Source organism: Streptomyces sp. NPDC029292, from assembly GCF_055569295.1.
Genome location: NZ_JBVHXR010000006.1, coordinates 361,418 through 376,329, shown reverse-complemented (window position 1 = coordinate 376,329; position 14,912 = coordinate 361,418). Strand labels below are relative to the sequence as shown.

10 protein-coding genes are annotated in these 14,912 nt (G+C 71.0%); 9 read left to right on the top strand and 1 reads right to left on the bottom strand.

Annotation, left to right across the window (positions count from 1 at the left end; translation table 11 throughout):
- From ACZ4WS_RS16945 to ACZ4WS_RS16925, 5 genes are all read left to right on the top strand, one after another.
- Positions 1-98, top strand: a 98-nt coding sequence (locus tag ACZ4WS_RS16945; RefSeq protein ID WP_467981117.1) for a cold-shock protein, incomplete at its 5' end; no start/stop codon positions are given.
- 217 nt (positions 99-315) lie between these two features.
- The gene (locus ACZ4WS_RS16940) at positions 316-1,791 is read left to right on the top strand and encodes a DEAD/DEAH box helicase (RefSeq protein WP_467981082.1); all 1,476 of its coding nucleotides are present in this window, start codon (positions 316-318) and stop codon (positions 1,789-1,791) included.
- 124 nt (positions 1,792-1,915) lie between these two features.
- A complete protein-coding gene (locus ACZ4WS_RS16935; protein WP_467981080.1) occupies positions 1,916-7,168 on the top strand; it encodes a caspase family protein in 5,253 nt (1,750 codons plus the stop codon).
- Positions 7,165-8,028 (top strand): hypothetical protein, encoded by an 864-nt coding sequence (locus ACZ4WS_RS16930; RefSeq protein WP_467981078.1) that lies wholly within the window; start codon positions 7,165-7,167, stop codon positions 8,026-8,028. Before ACZ4WS_RS16935 ends, ACZ4WS_RS16930 begins: the two co-directional genes overlap by 4 nt.
- A 94-nt stretch (positions 8,029-8,122) precedes the next feature.
- On the top strand, positions 8,123-8,752 hold the full coding sequence (locus ACZ4WS_RS16925; protein ID WP_467981076.1) for a dihydrofolate reductase family protein: 630 nt from the start codon (positions 8,123-8,125) through the stop codon (positions 8,750-8,752).
- Positions 8,753-8,885: 133 nt separating this feature from the next.
- Here the strand turns inward: ACZ4WS_RS16925 and ACZ4WS_RS16920 are convergent, their stop codons facing one another.
- The gene (locus ACZ4WS_RS16920) at positions 8,886-9,491 is read right to left on the bottom strand and encodes a TetR/AcrR family transcriptional regulator (protein ID WP_467981074.1); all 606 of its coding nucleotides are present in this window, start codon (positions 9,489-9,491) and stop codon (positions 8,886-8,888) included.
- Between the two features lie 285 nt (positions 9,492-9,776).
- Here ACZ4WS_RS16920 and ACZ4WS_RS16915 point away from each other — a divergent pair, with 285 nt between their 5' ends.
- From ACZ4WS_RS16915 to ACZ4WS_RS16900, 4 genes are read left to right on the top strand one after another with little or no spacing between them, the layout of a single operon-like run.
- Positions 9,777-10,355, top strand: a complete 579-nt coding sequence (locus tag ACZ4WS_RS16915; RefSeq protein ID WP_467981072.1) for a 2Fe-2S iron-sulfur cluster-binding protein — start codon at positions 9,777-9,779, stop codon at positions 10,353-10,355.
- Positions 10,352-11,344 carry an FAD binding domain-containing protein gene (locus ACZ4WS_RS16910; RefSeq protein ID WP_467981071.1) on the top strand — a complete coding sequence of 331 codons (993 nt, stop codon included), beginning with the start codon at positions 10,352-10,354 and terminating at the stop codon, positions 11,342-11,344. Before ACZ4WS_RS16915 ends, ACZ4WS_RS16910 begins: the two co-directional genes overlap by 4 nt.
- Positions 11,341-13,491, top strand: coding sequence for a xanthine dehydrogenase family protein molybdopterin-binding subunit (locus ACZ4WS_RS16905; RefSeq protein ID WP_467981070.1), 2,151 nt, complete (start codon positions 11,341-11,343; stop codon positions 13,489-13,491). The genes ACZ4WS_RS16910 and ACZ4WS_RS16905 overlap by 4 nt, the downstream gene beginning before the upstream one ends.
- Positions 13,484-14,824: an XdhC family protein gene (locus ACZ4WS_RS16900; protein WP_467981068.1), complete on the top strand. Its 1,341-nt coding sequence runs from the start codon at positions 13,484-13,486 to the stop codon at positions 14,822-14,824. The genes ACZ4WS_RS16905 and ACZ4WS_RS16900 overlap by 8 nt, the downstream gene beginning before the upstream one ends.
- Positions 14,825-14,912 lie beyond the last annotated feature (88 nt).

Sequence of the window (14,912 nt, the reverse complement as noted above, 5' to 3'; positions counted from 1 at the left end):
CCTCTGGCTTCCGTGAGCTTCAGGAAGGCCAGAAGGTGACCTTCGACGTCACGCAGGGCCAGAAGGGCCCGCAGGCGGAGAACATCGTTCCCGCCTGACGTCGAGGCGCACGACACAGCTGGGGCCCGCACCTTGGGGTGCGGGCCCCAGCTCGCTGCTGTTTCCGCACCGGAATTCCGACGCCAGACGTCACTATTTTCCGCACCGGTGCGACCGTTTGCAATTCAGTTATTTATCAGGGCTCGTTCTTGCAATTCAATCGGCTCATTCCTGCCGAGAATTCCTCGATACGTGCCATATCGAGGAAGGTTCTCCATGAACCGCTCAGCACGTACGAATGACCGTTACTCCAACGCCCGCAAGGGCGGTCCCGGCGGCCGGGGGCGGCGCCCCTCCGCACCGCAAGGGGAGTTCGCGCTGCCGGCGACCGTCACGCCCGCCCTCCCCCCGGTTGCGGCCTTCGCCGAACTGGACATGCCGCAGGAGCTGTTGAAGACGCTCGGCGGCCTCGGCGTGAACGAGCCGTTTCCGATCCAGGCGGCCACACTGCCGAACTCCCTCGCGGGCCGGGACGTCCTGGGCCGCGGACGCACCGGATCGGGCAAGACCCTCGCGTTCGGCCTGGCGCTGCTGGCCCGTACCGCGGGCAAGCGCGCCGAGCCGCGGCAGCCGCTGGCCCTGGTCCTGGTGCCTACCCGGGAACTGGCTCAGCAGGTCAACGACGCGCTCACCCCGTATGCCCGGTCGCTGAAGCTGCGCGTGGCCACCGTGGTCGGCGGCATGTCGATCGGCAGGCAGGCCGGTGCGCTGCGCGCGGGTGCCGAGGTCGTCGTCGCGACTCCGGGCCGCCTCAAGGACCTGGTCGAACGCAGGGACTGCCGCCTCGACCGGGTGAACATCACTGTCCTGGACGAGGCCGACCAGATGGCCGACATGGGCTTCATGCCCCAGGTGACCGAACTGCTGGACCAAGTACGCCCCGACGGGCAGCGGATGCTGTTCTCGGCCACGCTGGACCGCAACGTCGACCTTCTGGTCCGTCGCTATCTCCACGACCCGGTGGTCCACTCGGTCGACCCCTCGGCCGGCGCTGTCACGACCATGGAGCACCACGTGCTGCACGTCCATGGTGCCGACAAGTACGCCACCGCCACCGAGATCGCCGCCCGCGACGGCAGGGTGATCATGTTCCTGGACACCAAGCACGCCGTGGACCAGTTCACCAGACACCTCCTGGGCAGCGGTGTGCGCGCCGCTTCGCTGCACGGTGGCAAGTCCCAGCCCCAGCGCACCCGCACCCTGGCCCAGTTCAAGGAGGGCCATGTCACGGTGCTGGTGGCCACCAATGTCGCGGCCCGCGGCATTCACATCGACAACCTCGACCTGGTGGTGAACGTCGATCCGCCCAGCGACCACAAGGACTATCTGCACCGCGGCGGCCGCACCGCGCGTGCCGGCGAGTCCGGCAGCGTCGTCACCTTGGTCCTGCCCAACCAGCGTCGGGACATGGCGCGCCTCATGGCGGACGCCGGCGTCAGCGCGCGGACCATCCAGGTCCGCTCCGGCGAGGCCGAACTCAGCCGCATCACCGGCGCGCAAGCCCCGTCCGGCGTTCCCATCAACGGCAGTGCGCCGGCCACGGAGCGCCCTCAGCGCGGCGGCGCCCCGTTCCGCGGCATGGGCACCCGCCCGGGACGGTCCGGCCGCGCCGGCGGTGAGTCCCGTCGCTCCGCCGAGGCCCGCCAGACAGCCGAGGCACGCAAGGCCGCACGGGTCCGCCGGGGCGCGTAGTCCGGGCGGCGGCCGCGAGGCGTCCCGGACATGAAGGGGACGGGTCCACCAGCGTTCATCGTTTGACCGGCACAGACGGCGATCATCTCGTTACAGTTCTTCCGTAAGCCAGTCAGAGGCGACAGTGGGGCTGCGAGTGGAGCGGCGATTCTTCATAGCGTTGGGCAGCGGTCGTTACTGCCACCTCGCAGCAGACGAACAGCTCCACCAAGTCCCCGCGGATGTCGGGTTGATGACGGCTCTCTTCGAGAGCTTCGGATACCGGGCGGTGCTGCCCGGACTGGGTGAGTACGACGGAGCCGAGCAGATACGGCAGAAGTTACGCCACTGGTCGGCGGACACGTGTCTGTCTCCCGATGACGTCGTGGTCGTCTACTTCGCGGGACACGGACTCGTACAGGACCGGGACCGGCACTATCTGATGTGCTGGGACTCCCAGGCGGAGGATCCGGCCACCACCGCCCTGGCCACCGAGGACCTGGTGCGGATCCTCTGCCGAGGAGACCTGCGCCACCTCCTTCTCATCCTGGACACCTGCGCTGCCGGTGCGGGCAGCGCGGATGCGGCCGGGGTCGCGCTGCAGTCCATCGCCTATCGGCACGGCGGCTCCGGAAGCGCCGGCGGACTGTGGTTCCTGGCCTCCGCCCGTCGCAAGGACATCGCCGAGGACGGCGCCTTCGCGATCGCGCTGCGCTCCTCCGTGCAGATCACGACGGGCCGTACCGGACAGCGGCAGCAGTACTTGGACCTCACCGAACTCGTGAAGGCGGTGAACGAGTGCTTCGACGGCGACGGGCGCGGCCAGCGTGCCGAACTCGCCAGCGGGCTGGTGACCGGCCTCGCGCCGTTCCTGCCCAACTCCGGCTTCCGTGAAGAGCTGCCGCCCCTCGGCACCGACCTCGAAGTGCAACGCCGGGTGGCCGCCCGGGACCTCACCGAGCACTTCGGCCCGCGCTCTCGCGGTGTGGAATTCGAGTCCGAACAGGGCCTCTATTTCAGCGGCCGGGTGCAGGTCCTGACCGAACTCGCGGCCTGGCTCACCGCCGAGGACGGGGACGGCAGGGGCCGGGTCGTCACCGGAAGCCCCGGGTGCGGCAAATCAGCGGTCCTGGGGAGAATCGTCGCGCTGTCGGACGGGCTGTACCGAGCGCGGTTCGACCTGTCGGGCGTCGATCCGGTCACCGTGGTCCCCGAGGGATGCGTGACGGCCGCTGTGCACGCGCGCCACAAGCGGCTGGAGGAGGTCGTCGAACGGATCGCCACCGCGCTCGGTACCGAAGTGGACGGCACGGCGGCCCTGCTCCAGGAACTCACCCGCCGGAGCCGCCAGGGACCGCCGGTCGTCATCGTGGTCGACGCAGTCGACGAAGCGGGATCGGACACCGCGGCCGACGCCGGCGGTCATGGGGAGCCCCGCCGCATCACGCGTGAACTGCTGCGGCCGATGTCGGAAATCCCGGGTGTACGTCTGCTGGTAGGCACCCGGCACGAACTCGTGACGCCCCTGGGCCCCACGTTCACCTGCCTGGACCTCGACCTCCCCGGCTACTGCGCCGACGAGGCAGACGTCACCGGATATGTCACCAAGGTGCTGCTCGCGACGGAGGAGCCCGAGGTCCGCACCCCTTACCGGCACTCCCCTGAGCTCGCCGAAACCGTCGCCCGGGGCGTTGCGACCCGGGCGGACGGCGTCTACCTCTACGCCAGGACCACGGCACGCACCCTGAGATCGGACCGCGCCGTCGTGGACGTCTCCCGGCCGGGCTGGGCGGAGGGGCTGCCCAGCGAGGTGGGTGAGGCGTTCGACGACTATCTGGCGCGTTTCGGCCCGGACGAGCCACGCGTGCGCCGCATGCTGCTCCCGCTTGCCTTCTCCGAGGGCAAGGGCCTTCCCCGGGGCCAGGTATGGACGACGCTGAGCTCCGCGATCTCCGGCACGGTGTGCACGGAGCAGGACGCCTCCTGGCTGCTGGACGTCGCCGGAGCCTATGTCGCCGAAGTCATCGACGACGACGGCCGCTCGGTCTACCGGCTCTACCACAAAGCCCTGGCGGAGCATCTGCGCACCACCACCGGCCGCCCGGCCGCCGAGATCCAGAAGACCGTCGTCGACGCCCTGACCGGCGTCGTCCCCGTCGCACCCGACGATGGCCGGCCCGACTGGTTCGCCGCGCCTCCGTACCTCCGCCGGCACTTGGCCACACACGCCGGTGCGGCGGGTGTACTCGTCGATCTCATCAGGGATCCGGGCTTCCTGCTGGCGAGCGAACCGCTGGGCCTGCTGCGGGCGTTCACCTCGATCGACGGCGAGGGCCCGAGACGGATACGGACGGCGTACGAGCAGGTGGCGCACCGTATGACGCCCGACCGGTCACTCGGCAGCCGAGCGGCCGACCTCCAGTTGTCCGCGCGGCGCTGCGAGGCCAACGAACTGGCCGACCGTATGGGTCAACTCGGGGTGGCGCTGCCGTGGACCGCGCGCTGGGCCTGGTGGTCGGCGAGCGGCGCTCACCGGCTGCTCAGCGGGCACACCAAAGGGGTCAGCTGTGTCGCCATCGGCGACCTCGACGGGCGGCCCATCGCGGTCACCGGTGGTCTGGACAGGACAGCGCGGGTCTGGGATCTCACGACCCAGCGGCAGATCGGCGAACCGTTGCCGGTCGGCATCGCCGTGAGCGCGATCGCCATCGGTGACCTGGACGACTACACGGTCGCCCTCACCGGAGGCGTCGACGGCACGGTGCGGGTCTGGGACCTCTCGGCGGGACAGGAGTACGGGCAGGCGCTGACCGGCCACACCAACCGGATCAATGCCATGCGGATCGGGGCCATCGACGGGCGTCCGGTCGTCCTGACGGCCAGCCAGGACGGCACGGCACGGATCTGGGACCTGGTCGCCAGGAGGCAGCTCGGCTGCGAACTGGCCGTGCACAAGCGCACGGTCAGGGATGCGGCCCTGGGCGAGCTCGACGGGCGTCCGGTCGCGGTCACCGGCGGCGAGGACAAGGCCGTCTACGTCTGGGACCTGAGCGACGTACTGACCGGGGGCGACCCCCGCATCGACGGCAGCCCCCTGATCGGTCCGGCACAGGCGGTCACGGCGGTGAGTCTGGGGCGGCTGGACGACCGCACGGTGGCACTGGTCGGCGATCAGTCCGGCATGCTCAGCCTGTGGGACCTGGCCGAACGCCGCCAGCTCGGCGAGCAGGTGACCGCTCATCGCTACCTGGTACGCAGTGGGGTCGCCTCGGCCATGATCGGTGACTTCAACGGCCGTGCCGTGGCCCTGACCGCCGGTGTGCGGGAAGCCAGGCTGTGGGATCTGCGGACGCTGCGACAACTCGGCCACCCGTTGCGCGGGCATGTGAACGACATCGCCGCGGCCGCTCTCACCGACCGGGGGGACGCGTCGCTGGCGGTCACGGTCGGAGACGACCGCACTGCCCGTATCTGGGATCTCTCGAGCGACCAGCCGGCGGACGGCCACTCGGGTCAGGTGCACTCGGTGTCCTTCCGTGACGTCAGGGGCCGTCCCCTGGCGCTCACCGGAGGAGAGGACGGTTCGGCGCGGCTGTGGGATCTCCGAACGCGCAGCCAGGCCGGACGCCCCATGGGAGGCCATCGCGGCCAGGTACTCGCTGTGGCCCTTGAGGACGTGGGCGGGCGTCTGCTCGCCGTCACGGGAGGATCCGACACCACGGTCCGGCTCTGGGACCCGCTGCGCGGGGAGGCCTTGGGCCCACCGCTCACGGGACACACCAACGTCGTGCGGTGCGTGGCGCTCGGTCTGCTGGCTGACCAGCCGGTCGTGGTCAGCGGAGGGGAGGACGGCACGGTCCGGATCTGGTCCGCTCGCTCCTGGGCGCAGGTGGCGCCCCCGCTCTCCGGGCACATCGGCGCCGTCCGTCACTTGGCGGTCCGCTCGACCGCACGGCATCTGGAGATCGCCATCGCCACCTCGCTCGACCACGCGTACGTGTGGCGGGTGGGCGGCAGCGGCACGGTCCAACCGAACGCACCTGCCTCGCACTTCGACATCGAGGACCTGACGCCGACCGCCCGGGCGGTCGGCGTGGCCTTCCACGAAAACCGCCCGGTCGTGCTGTCGACCCGCGAGGGCAACGGCCTGTACGTGCACGACATCGCGACCCGCACCGCCATCGGCGACCCTTTGTTGGGCCACACCGGCTACCTCACTGCGGGGAGCTTGGTCCGCACCGGCACGACCACCCTGGTGGCGTCCGTCGCCTTCGACGACACGGCGCGCGTCTGGGACCTGGACACGGGTGCGGCCCTGGGGGCACCGCTGGAAGGTCTGACCAGGCTGGGTGGTGCGGAGGACCCTCCCGCTCCGGCGTTGGGTCGGGTGGACGGCAACCCCGTGGCGATCACCTCCTATTCACGCGAGGTGCGCGTGTGGGACCTGACCACCATGCAGCCGATCGGGGAACCGCTGTGCGGTGTGAACCACGCCCTGGTCTCGGCGGACGTCGTACCCGTCCCGGACGGCGGGGAGATCGTCGTCACCGGCAGCGTCGACGGCACGGTACGGGTTCACGACCTCGGAGACGGGCGCCAGACCGCCGCCCACATCGCGTCGGCCGTCCAAACAGTGTTCGACGTGGCGAGTGCCGAGGTGGACGGCGAGACCGTTGTGGTCCGCGGCAGTTGGACGGAAGCGGAGGCTTGGGGCCTGAAACCCCGTCGGCGGCTGGGCAGACGTTCCGGCGTTGCCTGGCGGGCGTGTCTGCACACCTTGGCAGGCAAACCCGTCGTGGTGTCCGCCGGGGGCGATCACACGCTGCACGCCTGGGACTTGCACACCCAGTCGCCCCTGTGCCCACCGATGACCGGTCACACGGCTGAGGTGATGGGCCTGCGGGCGGGCCGGGTCGGCGAGGTGGAACTCGCTGCCAGCGCCTCGGTGGACGGAACCGTCCGGCTGTGGGACCTGCGCACAGGCGAAAGCCTGTCGGATCCGATCGGCGGCCATGGCAGGGGCGCGTTCAGCGTGGACTTCGCCCGCCTCGGCCGCGACGTCCTGGTGTCGGGTGCGGGCGACGGGAGATTGCGTTTCTGGGATCTGGCGGACCAGACCGACGCGGGCGTCGAGCTGGAACCGTTCCCGTCGGCCGTCCGGGCGCTTCGGGTCGCGGACATCCAGGGCGTCCCGATGCTGATCGCGGCCGATGGCTACGGCATCACACGAGTGTGGGACCTGCGGTCCGCCAACTGGTCGGCGGAACTCGACATCGGCAGCGGTGTCACCGATCTCGCGGTCGGTGGCGATCGAGTCTGCGTCGCCACGCACATGGGCGCCGTCGTGCTCGGCATCCACCTGACCGAGCTTGTGAAGGAGCCGGGGAGCGCCTTATGACCCGCATCGTGGTCGTTCATGGCATCGGACAGCAGTTCAAGGGAGCCGAGACGCTGCTGGCCGATTGGTTTCCCGCACTGTGTGACGGCGTCGCCCTGGCCGGTGGGCCCCGACTGGGCGCCGACCAGGTGGACATGGCGTTCTACGGCGACCTGTTCCGCCCCGCAGGGCACCGAGGGCTCGGCATTCCCGACCTAGACGCCGGCGACGTGGAGGAGGGACTCGAACGCGAACTGCTGCTTCAGTGGTGGGAGTCGGCGGCCCGCGAGGAGAGCCAGGTCGCCGGGCCGCAGGCCGCCGCGCGGATGCGTACCTCCGACACCGTGCAGCGGGCGCTCAACGCGCTGAGCCACTCGGCCTTCTTCGCCGGAGTGAGTGAACGGCTGATGATCTACAGCGCTCGGCAGGTTCGCCGCTACTTCACCGAGCCGGAGCTCCGCGCACACATCCAGGACCGCCTGGCACGCGCCGTCACCGACAGCACGGAGGTGATCGTCGCTCACTCCCTCGGCACCGTCGTCGCCTACGAGGCACTGTGCGCACGACCGGACTGGCCCGACCTCAAGCTCGTCACCCTCGGCTCCCCGCTCGCCGTGCCCCGCCTGGTCTTCGACCGCCTTCTGCCGCAGCCAAGGGCGGGATACGGAAGGTGGCCCGCACCGGTGAGTCGCTGGACCAACATCGCCGATCGAGGTGATGTCGTAGCCCTGGTCAAGGAACTGGCCCCGTTCTTCGGCGACCGAGTGACCGACGTACTGGTGCACAACGGTGCCAAGGCGCACGACGTCCGGCCTTACCTCACGGCGGCGGAGACAGGGCGGGCGATCACTGATGGGTTGAACCATGCTGACGGCGACTGAGTGCGAGAGCTTTCTCGGAAGGGCTGTCGATCCGGGCGTATTCCGTTCGACGCATGGGTGAGAGTGCGAAACGACGAACCCAAGGAGCACGGCCATGCCGAAGCTGCGCGTACACAACCTCACGATCTCGCTGGACGGCTTCGCCGCCGGTCCCGGCCAACGCCTGGAGCACCCGCTCGGTGAGGGCTTCGAGGGCATGCACGAGTGGATGTTCGCCGCGATGCGGGACCGGGCCGACGGCAAGACGGGGGTCGACGTCGAATACGTCGAGCGGAGTGAGGAGAACATCGGGGCGACCATCATGGGGCGCCACATGTTCGGGCCCCAGCGCGGGCCGTGGGCGGGCGAGTCGTGGAAGGGGTGGTGGGGCGACAACCCGCCGTACCACAACGACGTGTTCGTGCACACGCACCACCTGCGGCCGTCGCTGACGATGGAGGGCGGGACCACGTTCCACTTCACCGACGAGCCCATCGAGACGGTGCTCGCGCGGGCGTTCGAGGCGGCGGCGGGCAAGGACGTGCGCATCGGCGGCGGACCGGGCACCATCCAGCAGTATCTGCGCGCCGGTCTGGTCGACGAGCTGCACCTGGCCATCGTCCCGAAACTCCTGGGCAGGGGTGAGCGTCTGCTCGACAACCTGGGGGACGGGATCGACGGCTATCGGGTCGCCGAGCTGGTCGGCTCGCCCGCCGCCACGCACGCCCGGCTGGTCCGTTGCTGACGTCTTCGGCGGTCCGGCTCGGCCTTGCCGGACGGGGCAGCGGGGCTCGGCGGGGTTTGGCGGGGCAGCCTTCTCGGGCGGGGCTCAGCGTGGCTCAGCCTTCTCCGGCGGGGCTGGGCCCCCGCTCGCCCGATCAAGCCGACGTGCCCGCCCCACCCGGCCCGGGCGCTCCCGCCCGCAGCCCGTCCATCACGAGGTCCAGGAGGCGTGCGGCGCGCGGCTGCCAGCTCTCGTGCGGGTCGATCTGCCAGAGCCCGGCGATGGCGAGCACGAAATCGTCGGGAGTCACCCCCGGGCGGATGGTCCCGGCCTCCTCGTTCGCCTTCAGCAGGAGCGTGACGGCCGAGGTCACCGGGCCGTGTCCCAGCTTGGTCAGGGTGCCGCGCGCCACGTCGGCGGTGGCTTTGCGCATCGCGTCGGCCAGGCCGGCCTTCGCCATGGCGTACTGCGCGAGGCGGTCCATCCACTCCCGCAGGGCCTGATCCGGCGGGCGGGTCTCGAGCAGCTGGGCCGCGGTGTCGGCGACCTGCTGTACCTCGTAGCGGTAGACCTCCAGGACGAGCGCCTCGCGGTTGGGGAAGTTGCGGTAGAACGTCCCCTGTCCGACGCCCGCCTTCTTGGCGATCGCGCTCAGCGGGGCGTCCGCCGAACGCGTCAGCTCGGCGAGGGCCACTTCCAGGATGCGCTCGCGATTCCGTTGCGCGTCCGAGCGCAACGGTGCCTCCTTGTCGGCGTGCACTCGTCCTCCTTCAGGAACGATGGCCGGGCTCCTTCCGGAATCACGGCCGGGCCGCCCTTGCTAAGCGGACAGCTGTCCGTTAGGTTCATGGATAACGGACAGCTGTCCGCTTAGAGCTCACTTTAGTGGCTGACACGCTCCGTGTGCATGGCCGGAACCGATCGCCGACCGGAATTCTCGCGCACCGGGCAGATTTTCAAGCCGCCACGAATCTCCTATTCGACTTCGACTCTCCTCTTTGACTTCGACTTCGACGCGCACCGCAAACGCGAAAGAAGGCTGATCATGGCCCCAGCCCCCTCATCGACGTACAGCGCCATCACCCTGAACATCAACGGCGAGAAGTACACGCTGCCCGTCGACCACCGCACCACGCTGCTCGACGCGCTCCGTGAGCATCTCGATCTGACCGGTACCAAAAAGGGCTGTGACCAGGGGCAATGCGGCGCCTGTACGGTGCTGCTCGACGGCCGCCGGGCCGTCTCCTGTCTGCAGCTCGCGGTCGCCGCCGAAGGGCGCGCGATCACCACCATCGAGGGTGTGGCGGACGGTGAGCGGCTGCATCCGGTGCAGCAGGCCTTCCTCGACCTCGACGGCTACCAGTGCGGCTACTGCACACCGGGGCAGATCTGTTCGGCCCTCGCGGTGATCGAGGAGCACGCGGCGGGCTGGCCGAGCGCCGTGACCGCCGATGTCCGGCCCGAAGCGGGAGTGCCGCCGCTCACCGCCGACGAGATCCGCGAGCGGATGAGCGGCAACCTGTGCCGCTGCGGCGCGTATGTGTCTATCGTCCAGGCGGTGGCTCGGGCGGCGGAAGCCCAGGCGGCCGAGGCCGAGGCCGGCACCAAGGAGGCCGCGGCATGAGGGAATTCGGCTACGAGCGCGTCTTCGACGTCTCCGGCGCGGTCGCCCTGCTCGGTGACGATCCCGACGCCCGTTTCCTCGGTGGCGGCACCAACCTGGTCGACCTGATGAAGGCCGGCGTGGAGAGGCCCGCGCGGCTCATCGACGTGCGCGAACTCCCCCTCGGCCAGATCGAGTTCACGCAACGCGGCGGACTGCGCATCGGCGCGACCGTCACCAACAGCGATCTCGCCGCGCATCCCGAAGTACGCCGCCGCTACCCGGCGTTGGCGCAGGCCGTGCTGGCCGGTGCCTCGGGACAGCTGCGCAATATGGCCACCGTCGGCGGGAACCTGCTCCAGCGCACCCGCTGCGGCTACTTCACCGACCTGTCGAAGCCCTGCAACAAGCGTGCCCCCGGCAGCGGTTGCCCGGCCGTCGAGGGCGAGCACCGCAACCACGCGATCCTCGGTGCCTCCGCGCACTGCGTGGCCACCCACCCCTCGGACATGGCGGTCGCACTCGCCGCCTTCGATGCCGTCGTGTCCTACGAAACGCCGGACGGGCCGGGCGAGTTGCCGCTCGGCGACTTCTATCTGCCCGTGGGCGACACCCCGCACCTGGAGACCGCGCTGCCGCCGGGCGCGCTGATCACCGGCGTCACGCTGCCGCCCGCCCCGGTCGCCGCCGTCTCGCGGTACCGGAAGGTGCGCGAGCGTGCCTCGTACGCCTTCGCGATCGGCTCGATCGCCGCCGCTCTCGACGTCCAGGACGATGCCGTACGCGAAGTGCGTCTCGCCTTCGGGGCGGTGGCGTCCCGGCCGTGGCGCGCCAGGGAGGCCGAGCGGGTGCTGACCGGGGGTCCGGCGAGCGCCGAGGCGTTCGCCGCCGCCGCGGACGCCGAACTTGCGGTCGCCGAGGTGCTGCCGCAGAACGGATACAAGGTGACCTTGATGCGCAATCTCGTCGTCGCCGTGCTGACCGAACTCACCGAGGAGGCCGCCCGATGACCACGACGACCGGACGTGCGGTGGTGACCGGAGCGGTAGGCGCGGCGCACACCCGGGTGGAGGGCCGGGACAAGGTCACCGGAGCGGCCCGCTACTCGGGTGAGATCCCCTTCGCCGAACTCGCCCACGGCTGGCTGGTGTTGTCCACCGTCGCGCGCGGCCGTATCCGCTCGGTGGACGACGCCCCCGTCCTCGCCATGCCCGGCGTCCTCACCGTGCTGCACCACGGGAACGCTCCACGCGTCGACACCGAGTACCTGAGCCTGCACGGGCGGCCGAACCCCGTCCTCGGGGTCTTCCAGCACGACCGTGTGCCGTACGTGGGCTGGCCGGTGGCCCTGGTCGTGGCCGAGACGTCCGAGCAGGCGAGGGAGGCCGCGGAGGCGCTGGTCGTCCAGTACGACGAGGAGCCGCACGACATCGCGTTCTCTGCTGGGCGTCCCGATGCGTACACGCCGGAGGATTCCCCCATGGGGCGGGCGGAGACGGAGAAGGGGGATGTCGAGACCGAACTCGCCGCGTCCGCCGTCGTCGTGGACGCGGAGTACAGCACACCGGAGGAGCACCACAGCGCGCTGGAGCCGCACGCGGCGACGGCTCGCTGGGAGGGCGGCCGGCTCGAGGTCGTCGACTCCAATCAGGGCACGCTCTGGGTGGCGTCCGAACTCGCGAAACTCTTCTCCCTCGACCCGGCCTCGGTGCGGGTGCGCTCCGAACACGTCGGCGGCGGCTTCGGGTCCAAGACGGTCACCCCGCACCAAGTGACGGCCGTGATGGCCGCGACCGTCCTGCACCGGCCGGTCAGAGTCGTACTGACCCGCCGTCAGATGTTCTCGCTCGTCGGCTACCGAAGCCCGACGGCTCAGCGGGTCAGGCTCGGCGCCGACGCCGACGGGCGGCTGCGCGCCTTCGACCACCAGGCCGAGTGCCTCACCTCCACCGTCCATGAATTCGTCGAGCGGAGCGCCGACTTCGGGCGCCCCATGTACGACGCCGACGCGCACCACACCGTCAACCGTGTCGTACGGCTCGACGTGCCGACCCCGAGCTGGATGCGCGGGCCGGGCGAAGCCACGGGATCCTTCGCGCTGGAGTCCGCGCTCGACGAACTCGCCGAGAAGTGCGGCATCGACCCGATCGCGCTGCGCGGCCGCAACGAACCGGACGTGGGACCCGTCTCCGGGCTGCCGTTCAGCAGCCGCAATGTCCGCGCCTGCTTCCAGGAGGGGGCCCGCAGGTTCGGCTGGGCGGACCGCGACCCGCGTCCCGGGATCCGCCGCGAAGGGCGCTGGCTGCTCGGGACCGGCACGGCCGCGGCCGTTTTCCCCACACTGTCCGCCCCGTCCACGGCGGCCGTGACGGCGGAGGCGGACGGCACCTTCACCGTACGGATCACCGCGGCGGACATCGGAACCGGGGCGCGGACCGCGCTGACCCTGGTCGCCGCGGACGCGCTGGAAGTGGAGCCGCAGCGCATCCGGATGCGGATCGCGGACAGCGACTTCGGCCAGGCGATCTTCGCGGGCGGCTCGATGGGCACCCGCTCCTGGGCCTGGGCGATCACGGCCGCGGCGGGCGAGCTGCGCGAGCAACTGGCCCTGGGCGGTGACATTCCGCCCGAGGGGATCACCGCGAGGTCGGACACCTCCGAGGCCATCGGCGCGCTGGCACAGAAGGAGCGGCACACCTTCGGGGCCCAGTTCGCCGAGGTCGCCGTGGATGTCTCCACCGGCGAGGTGCGCGTGCGGCGCATGCTCGGCATCTTCGCCGTCGGCCGGATCGTCAACCCCCTCACCGCGCGCGGCCAGTTCATCGGCGGAATGACCTGGGGCCTCTCCATGGCCCTGCACGAGGAGGCGATCAGGGACCAGGCCTCGGGTGGCCACGTCGGCGCCGACCTCGCGGGCTATCACGTCGCCGCGCACGCCGACGTGCCGCTCATCGAGGCGGACTGGGTGGACGACCCGGACCCGGACGACCCCATCGGGATCAAGGGCATCGGCGAGATCGGGATCGTGGGCGCCGCCGCGGCGATCGCCAACGCGGTCTGGCACGCGACCGGCGTACGCCACCGGAACCTGCCGATCCGGCCCGACCGCGTCCTGCTCGCGGGAACCGCACCAGCGGCCGGGAGCCGAAGTGCTTGACATAGCCGACGAGTTGAACAGGTGGGCCGAGGAGGGCCGGGACTTCGCCGTCGCCACCGTCGTGGCCGTCGGCGGCAGCGCCCCGCGCGCTCCCGGCGCCGCCCTCGCCGTCGACAGCCAAGGCACGGCCATCGGCTCGGTCTCCGGTGGCTGTGTCGAGGGTGCGGTGTACGAGCTCTGCCAACAGGCGTTGGCGGACGGCGAGACCGTCCTGGAGCGCTTCGGCTACAGCGACGAGGACGCCTTCGCGGTGGGCCTCACCTGCGGCGGGGTCATCGAGGTGCTGGTCACGCCGGTGCGCGCGGACGCGCCGGAGCGGGCGGTGTTCGCCGCGGCGCTGTCGGCCGCGGCGCGAGGGGAGGCGACAGCGGTCGCCCGGGTGGCCCGGGGCCCGGCCGAACTGCTCGGCAGACCGCTGCTCATCCACACCGACGGGTCGTACGAGGGCGGTCTCGGACCGCGCGAAGGGAGTCCTGGCGGGCACCCGACGCCGGATGGAACGGCGGTGCCGGGCCGGACGGCGGTGCCGGATCGGAACGCGCTGCCGGGCCGGACCGCGGTGCCGGATCCCGCCGCGCTGCCGGACCGGACCGCGGTGCCGGATCCGACCGCGCTGCCGGACCGGACCGCGGTGCTGAACCGGACCGCCGTGGCAGAGGCCCGCGCGATGCTGGACACGGGCCGCACCGGCACGGTCGAGCTCTCGGAGGACGGATCGCGCTGCCCGGGCGGCGTGACTCTGTTCGTCGAGGTGAAGGTGGTGCCGCCCCGGATGATCGTCTTCGGCGCCGTGGACTTCGCGGCGGCGCTCGTCCGGGCGGGCAAGTTCCTCGGCCACCATGTGACCGTGTGCGACGCCCGCCCCGTCTTCGCCACCCGCGTCCGCTTCCCCGACGCCGACGAGATCGTCGTCGACTGGCCGCACCGCTACCTCCGGCGCACCGAGACCGACGAGCGCACCGTCCTGTGCGTGCTCACGCACGACGCCAAGTTCGACGTACCCCTGCTGGAGACCGCCCTGCGGCTGCCGGTCGCCTTCGTCGGCGCGATGGGCTCGCGCCGCACCCACGAGGACCGCGACCGCAGGCTCCGCGCGGCCGGGCTCACCGCACCCGAACTGGCCCGGCTGCACTCACCGATCGGCCTCGACCTCGGCGCCCGTACGCCCGAGGAGACCGCCCTGTCCATCGCCGCGGAGATCGTCGCGGCGCGGCGAGGCGGCACGGGCGTACCGCTGACCGGCGCACGGACGCCGATCCACCATGACACCGACGAGCGGCCCCGAGCCGGTGACCGCGAACGGGTGACGGTGTCGACGACTTCAGTCGGATGACTCACTCATGGCACCACGGCGCTCCGCCCCGCAGTCTGGAAGTACCGATACGGAGCCGGAGGCCGACATGAGCACGATGCACGCGGCG

Coding starts and splice junctions, on each gene's coding strand:
- ACZ4WS_RS16940 (WP_467981082.1), top strand. CDS start 316: ATGAACCGCTCAGCACGTACGAATGACCGTTACTCCAACGCCCGCAAG.
- ACZ4WS_RS16930 (WP_467981078.1), top strand. CDS start 7,165: ATGACCCGCATCGTGGTCGTTCATGGCATCGGACAGCAGTTCAAGGGA.
- ACZ4WS_RS16925 (WP_467981076.1), top strand. CDS start 8,123: ATGCCGAAGCTGCGCGTACACAACCTCACGATCTCGCTGGACGGCTTC.
- ACZ4WS_RS16915 (WP_467981072.1), top strand. CDS start 9,777: ATGGCCCCAGCCCCCTCATCGACGTACAGCGCCATCACCCTGAACATC.
- ACZ4WS_RS16910 (WP_467981071.1), top strand. CDS start 10,352: ATGAGGGAATTCGGCTACGAGCGCGTCTTCGACGTCTCCGGCGCGGTC.
- ACZ4WS_RS16905 (WP_467981070.1), top strand. CDS start 11,341: ATGACCACGACGACCGGACGTGCGGTGGTGACCGGAGCGGTAGGCGCG.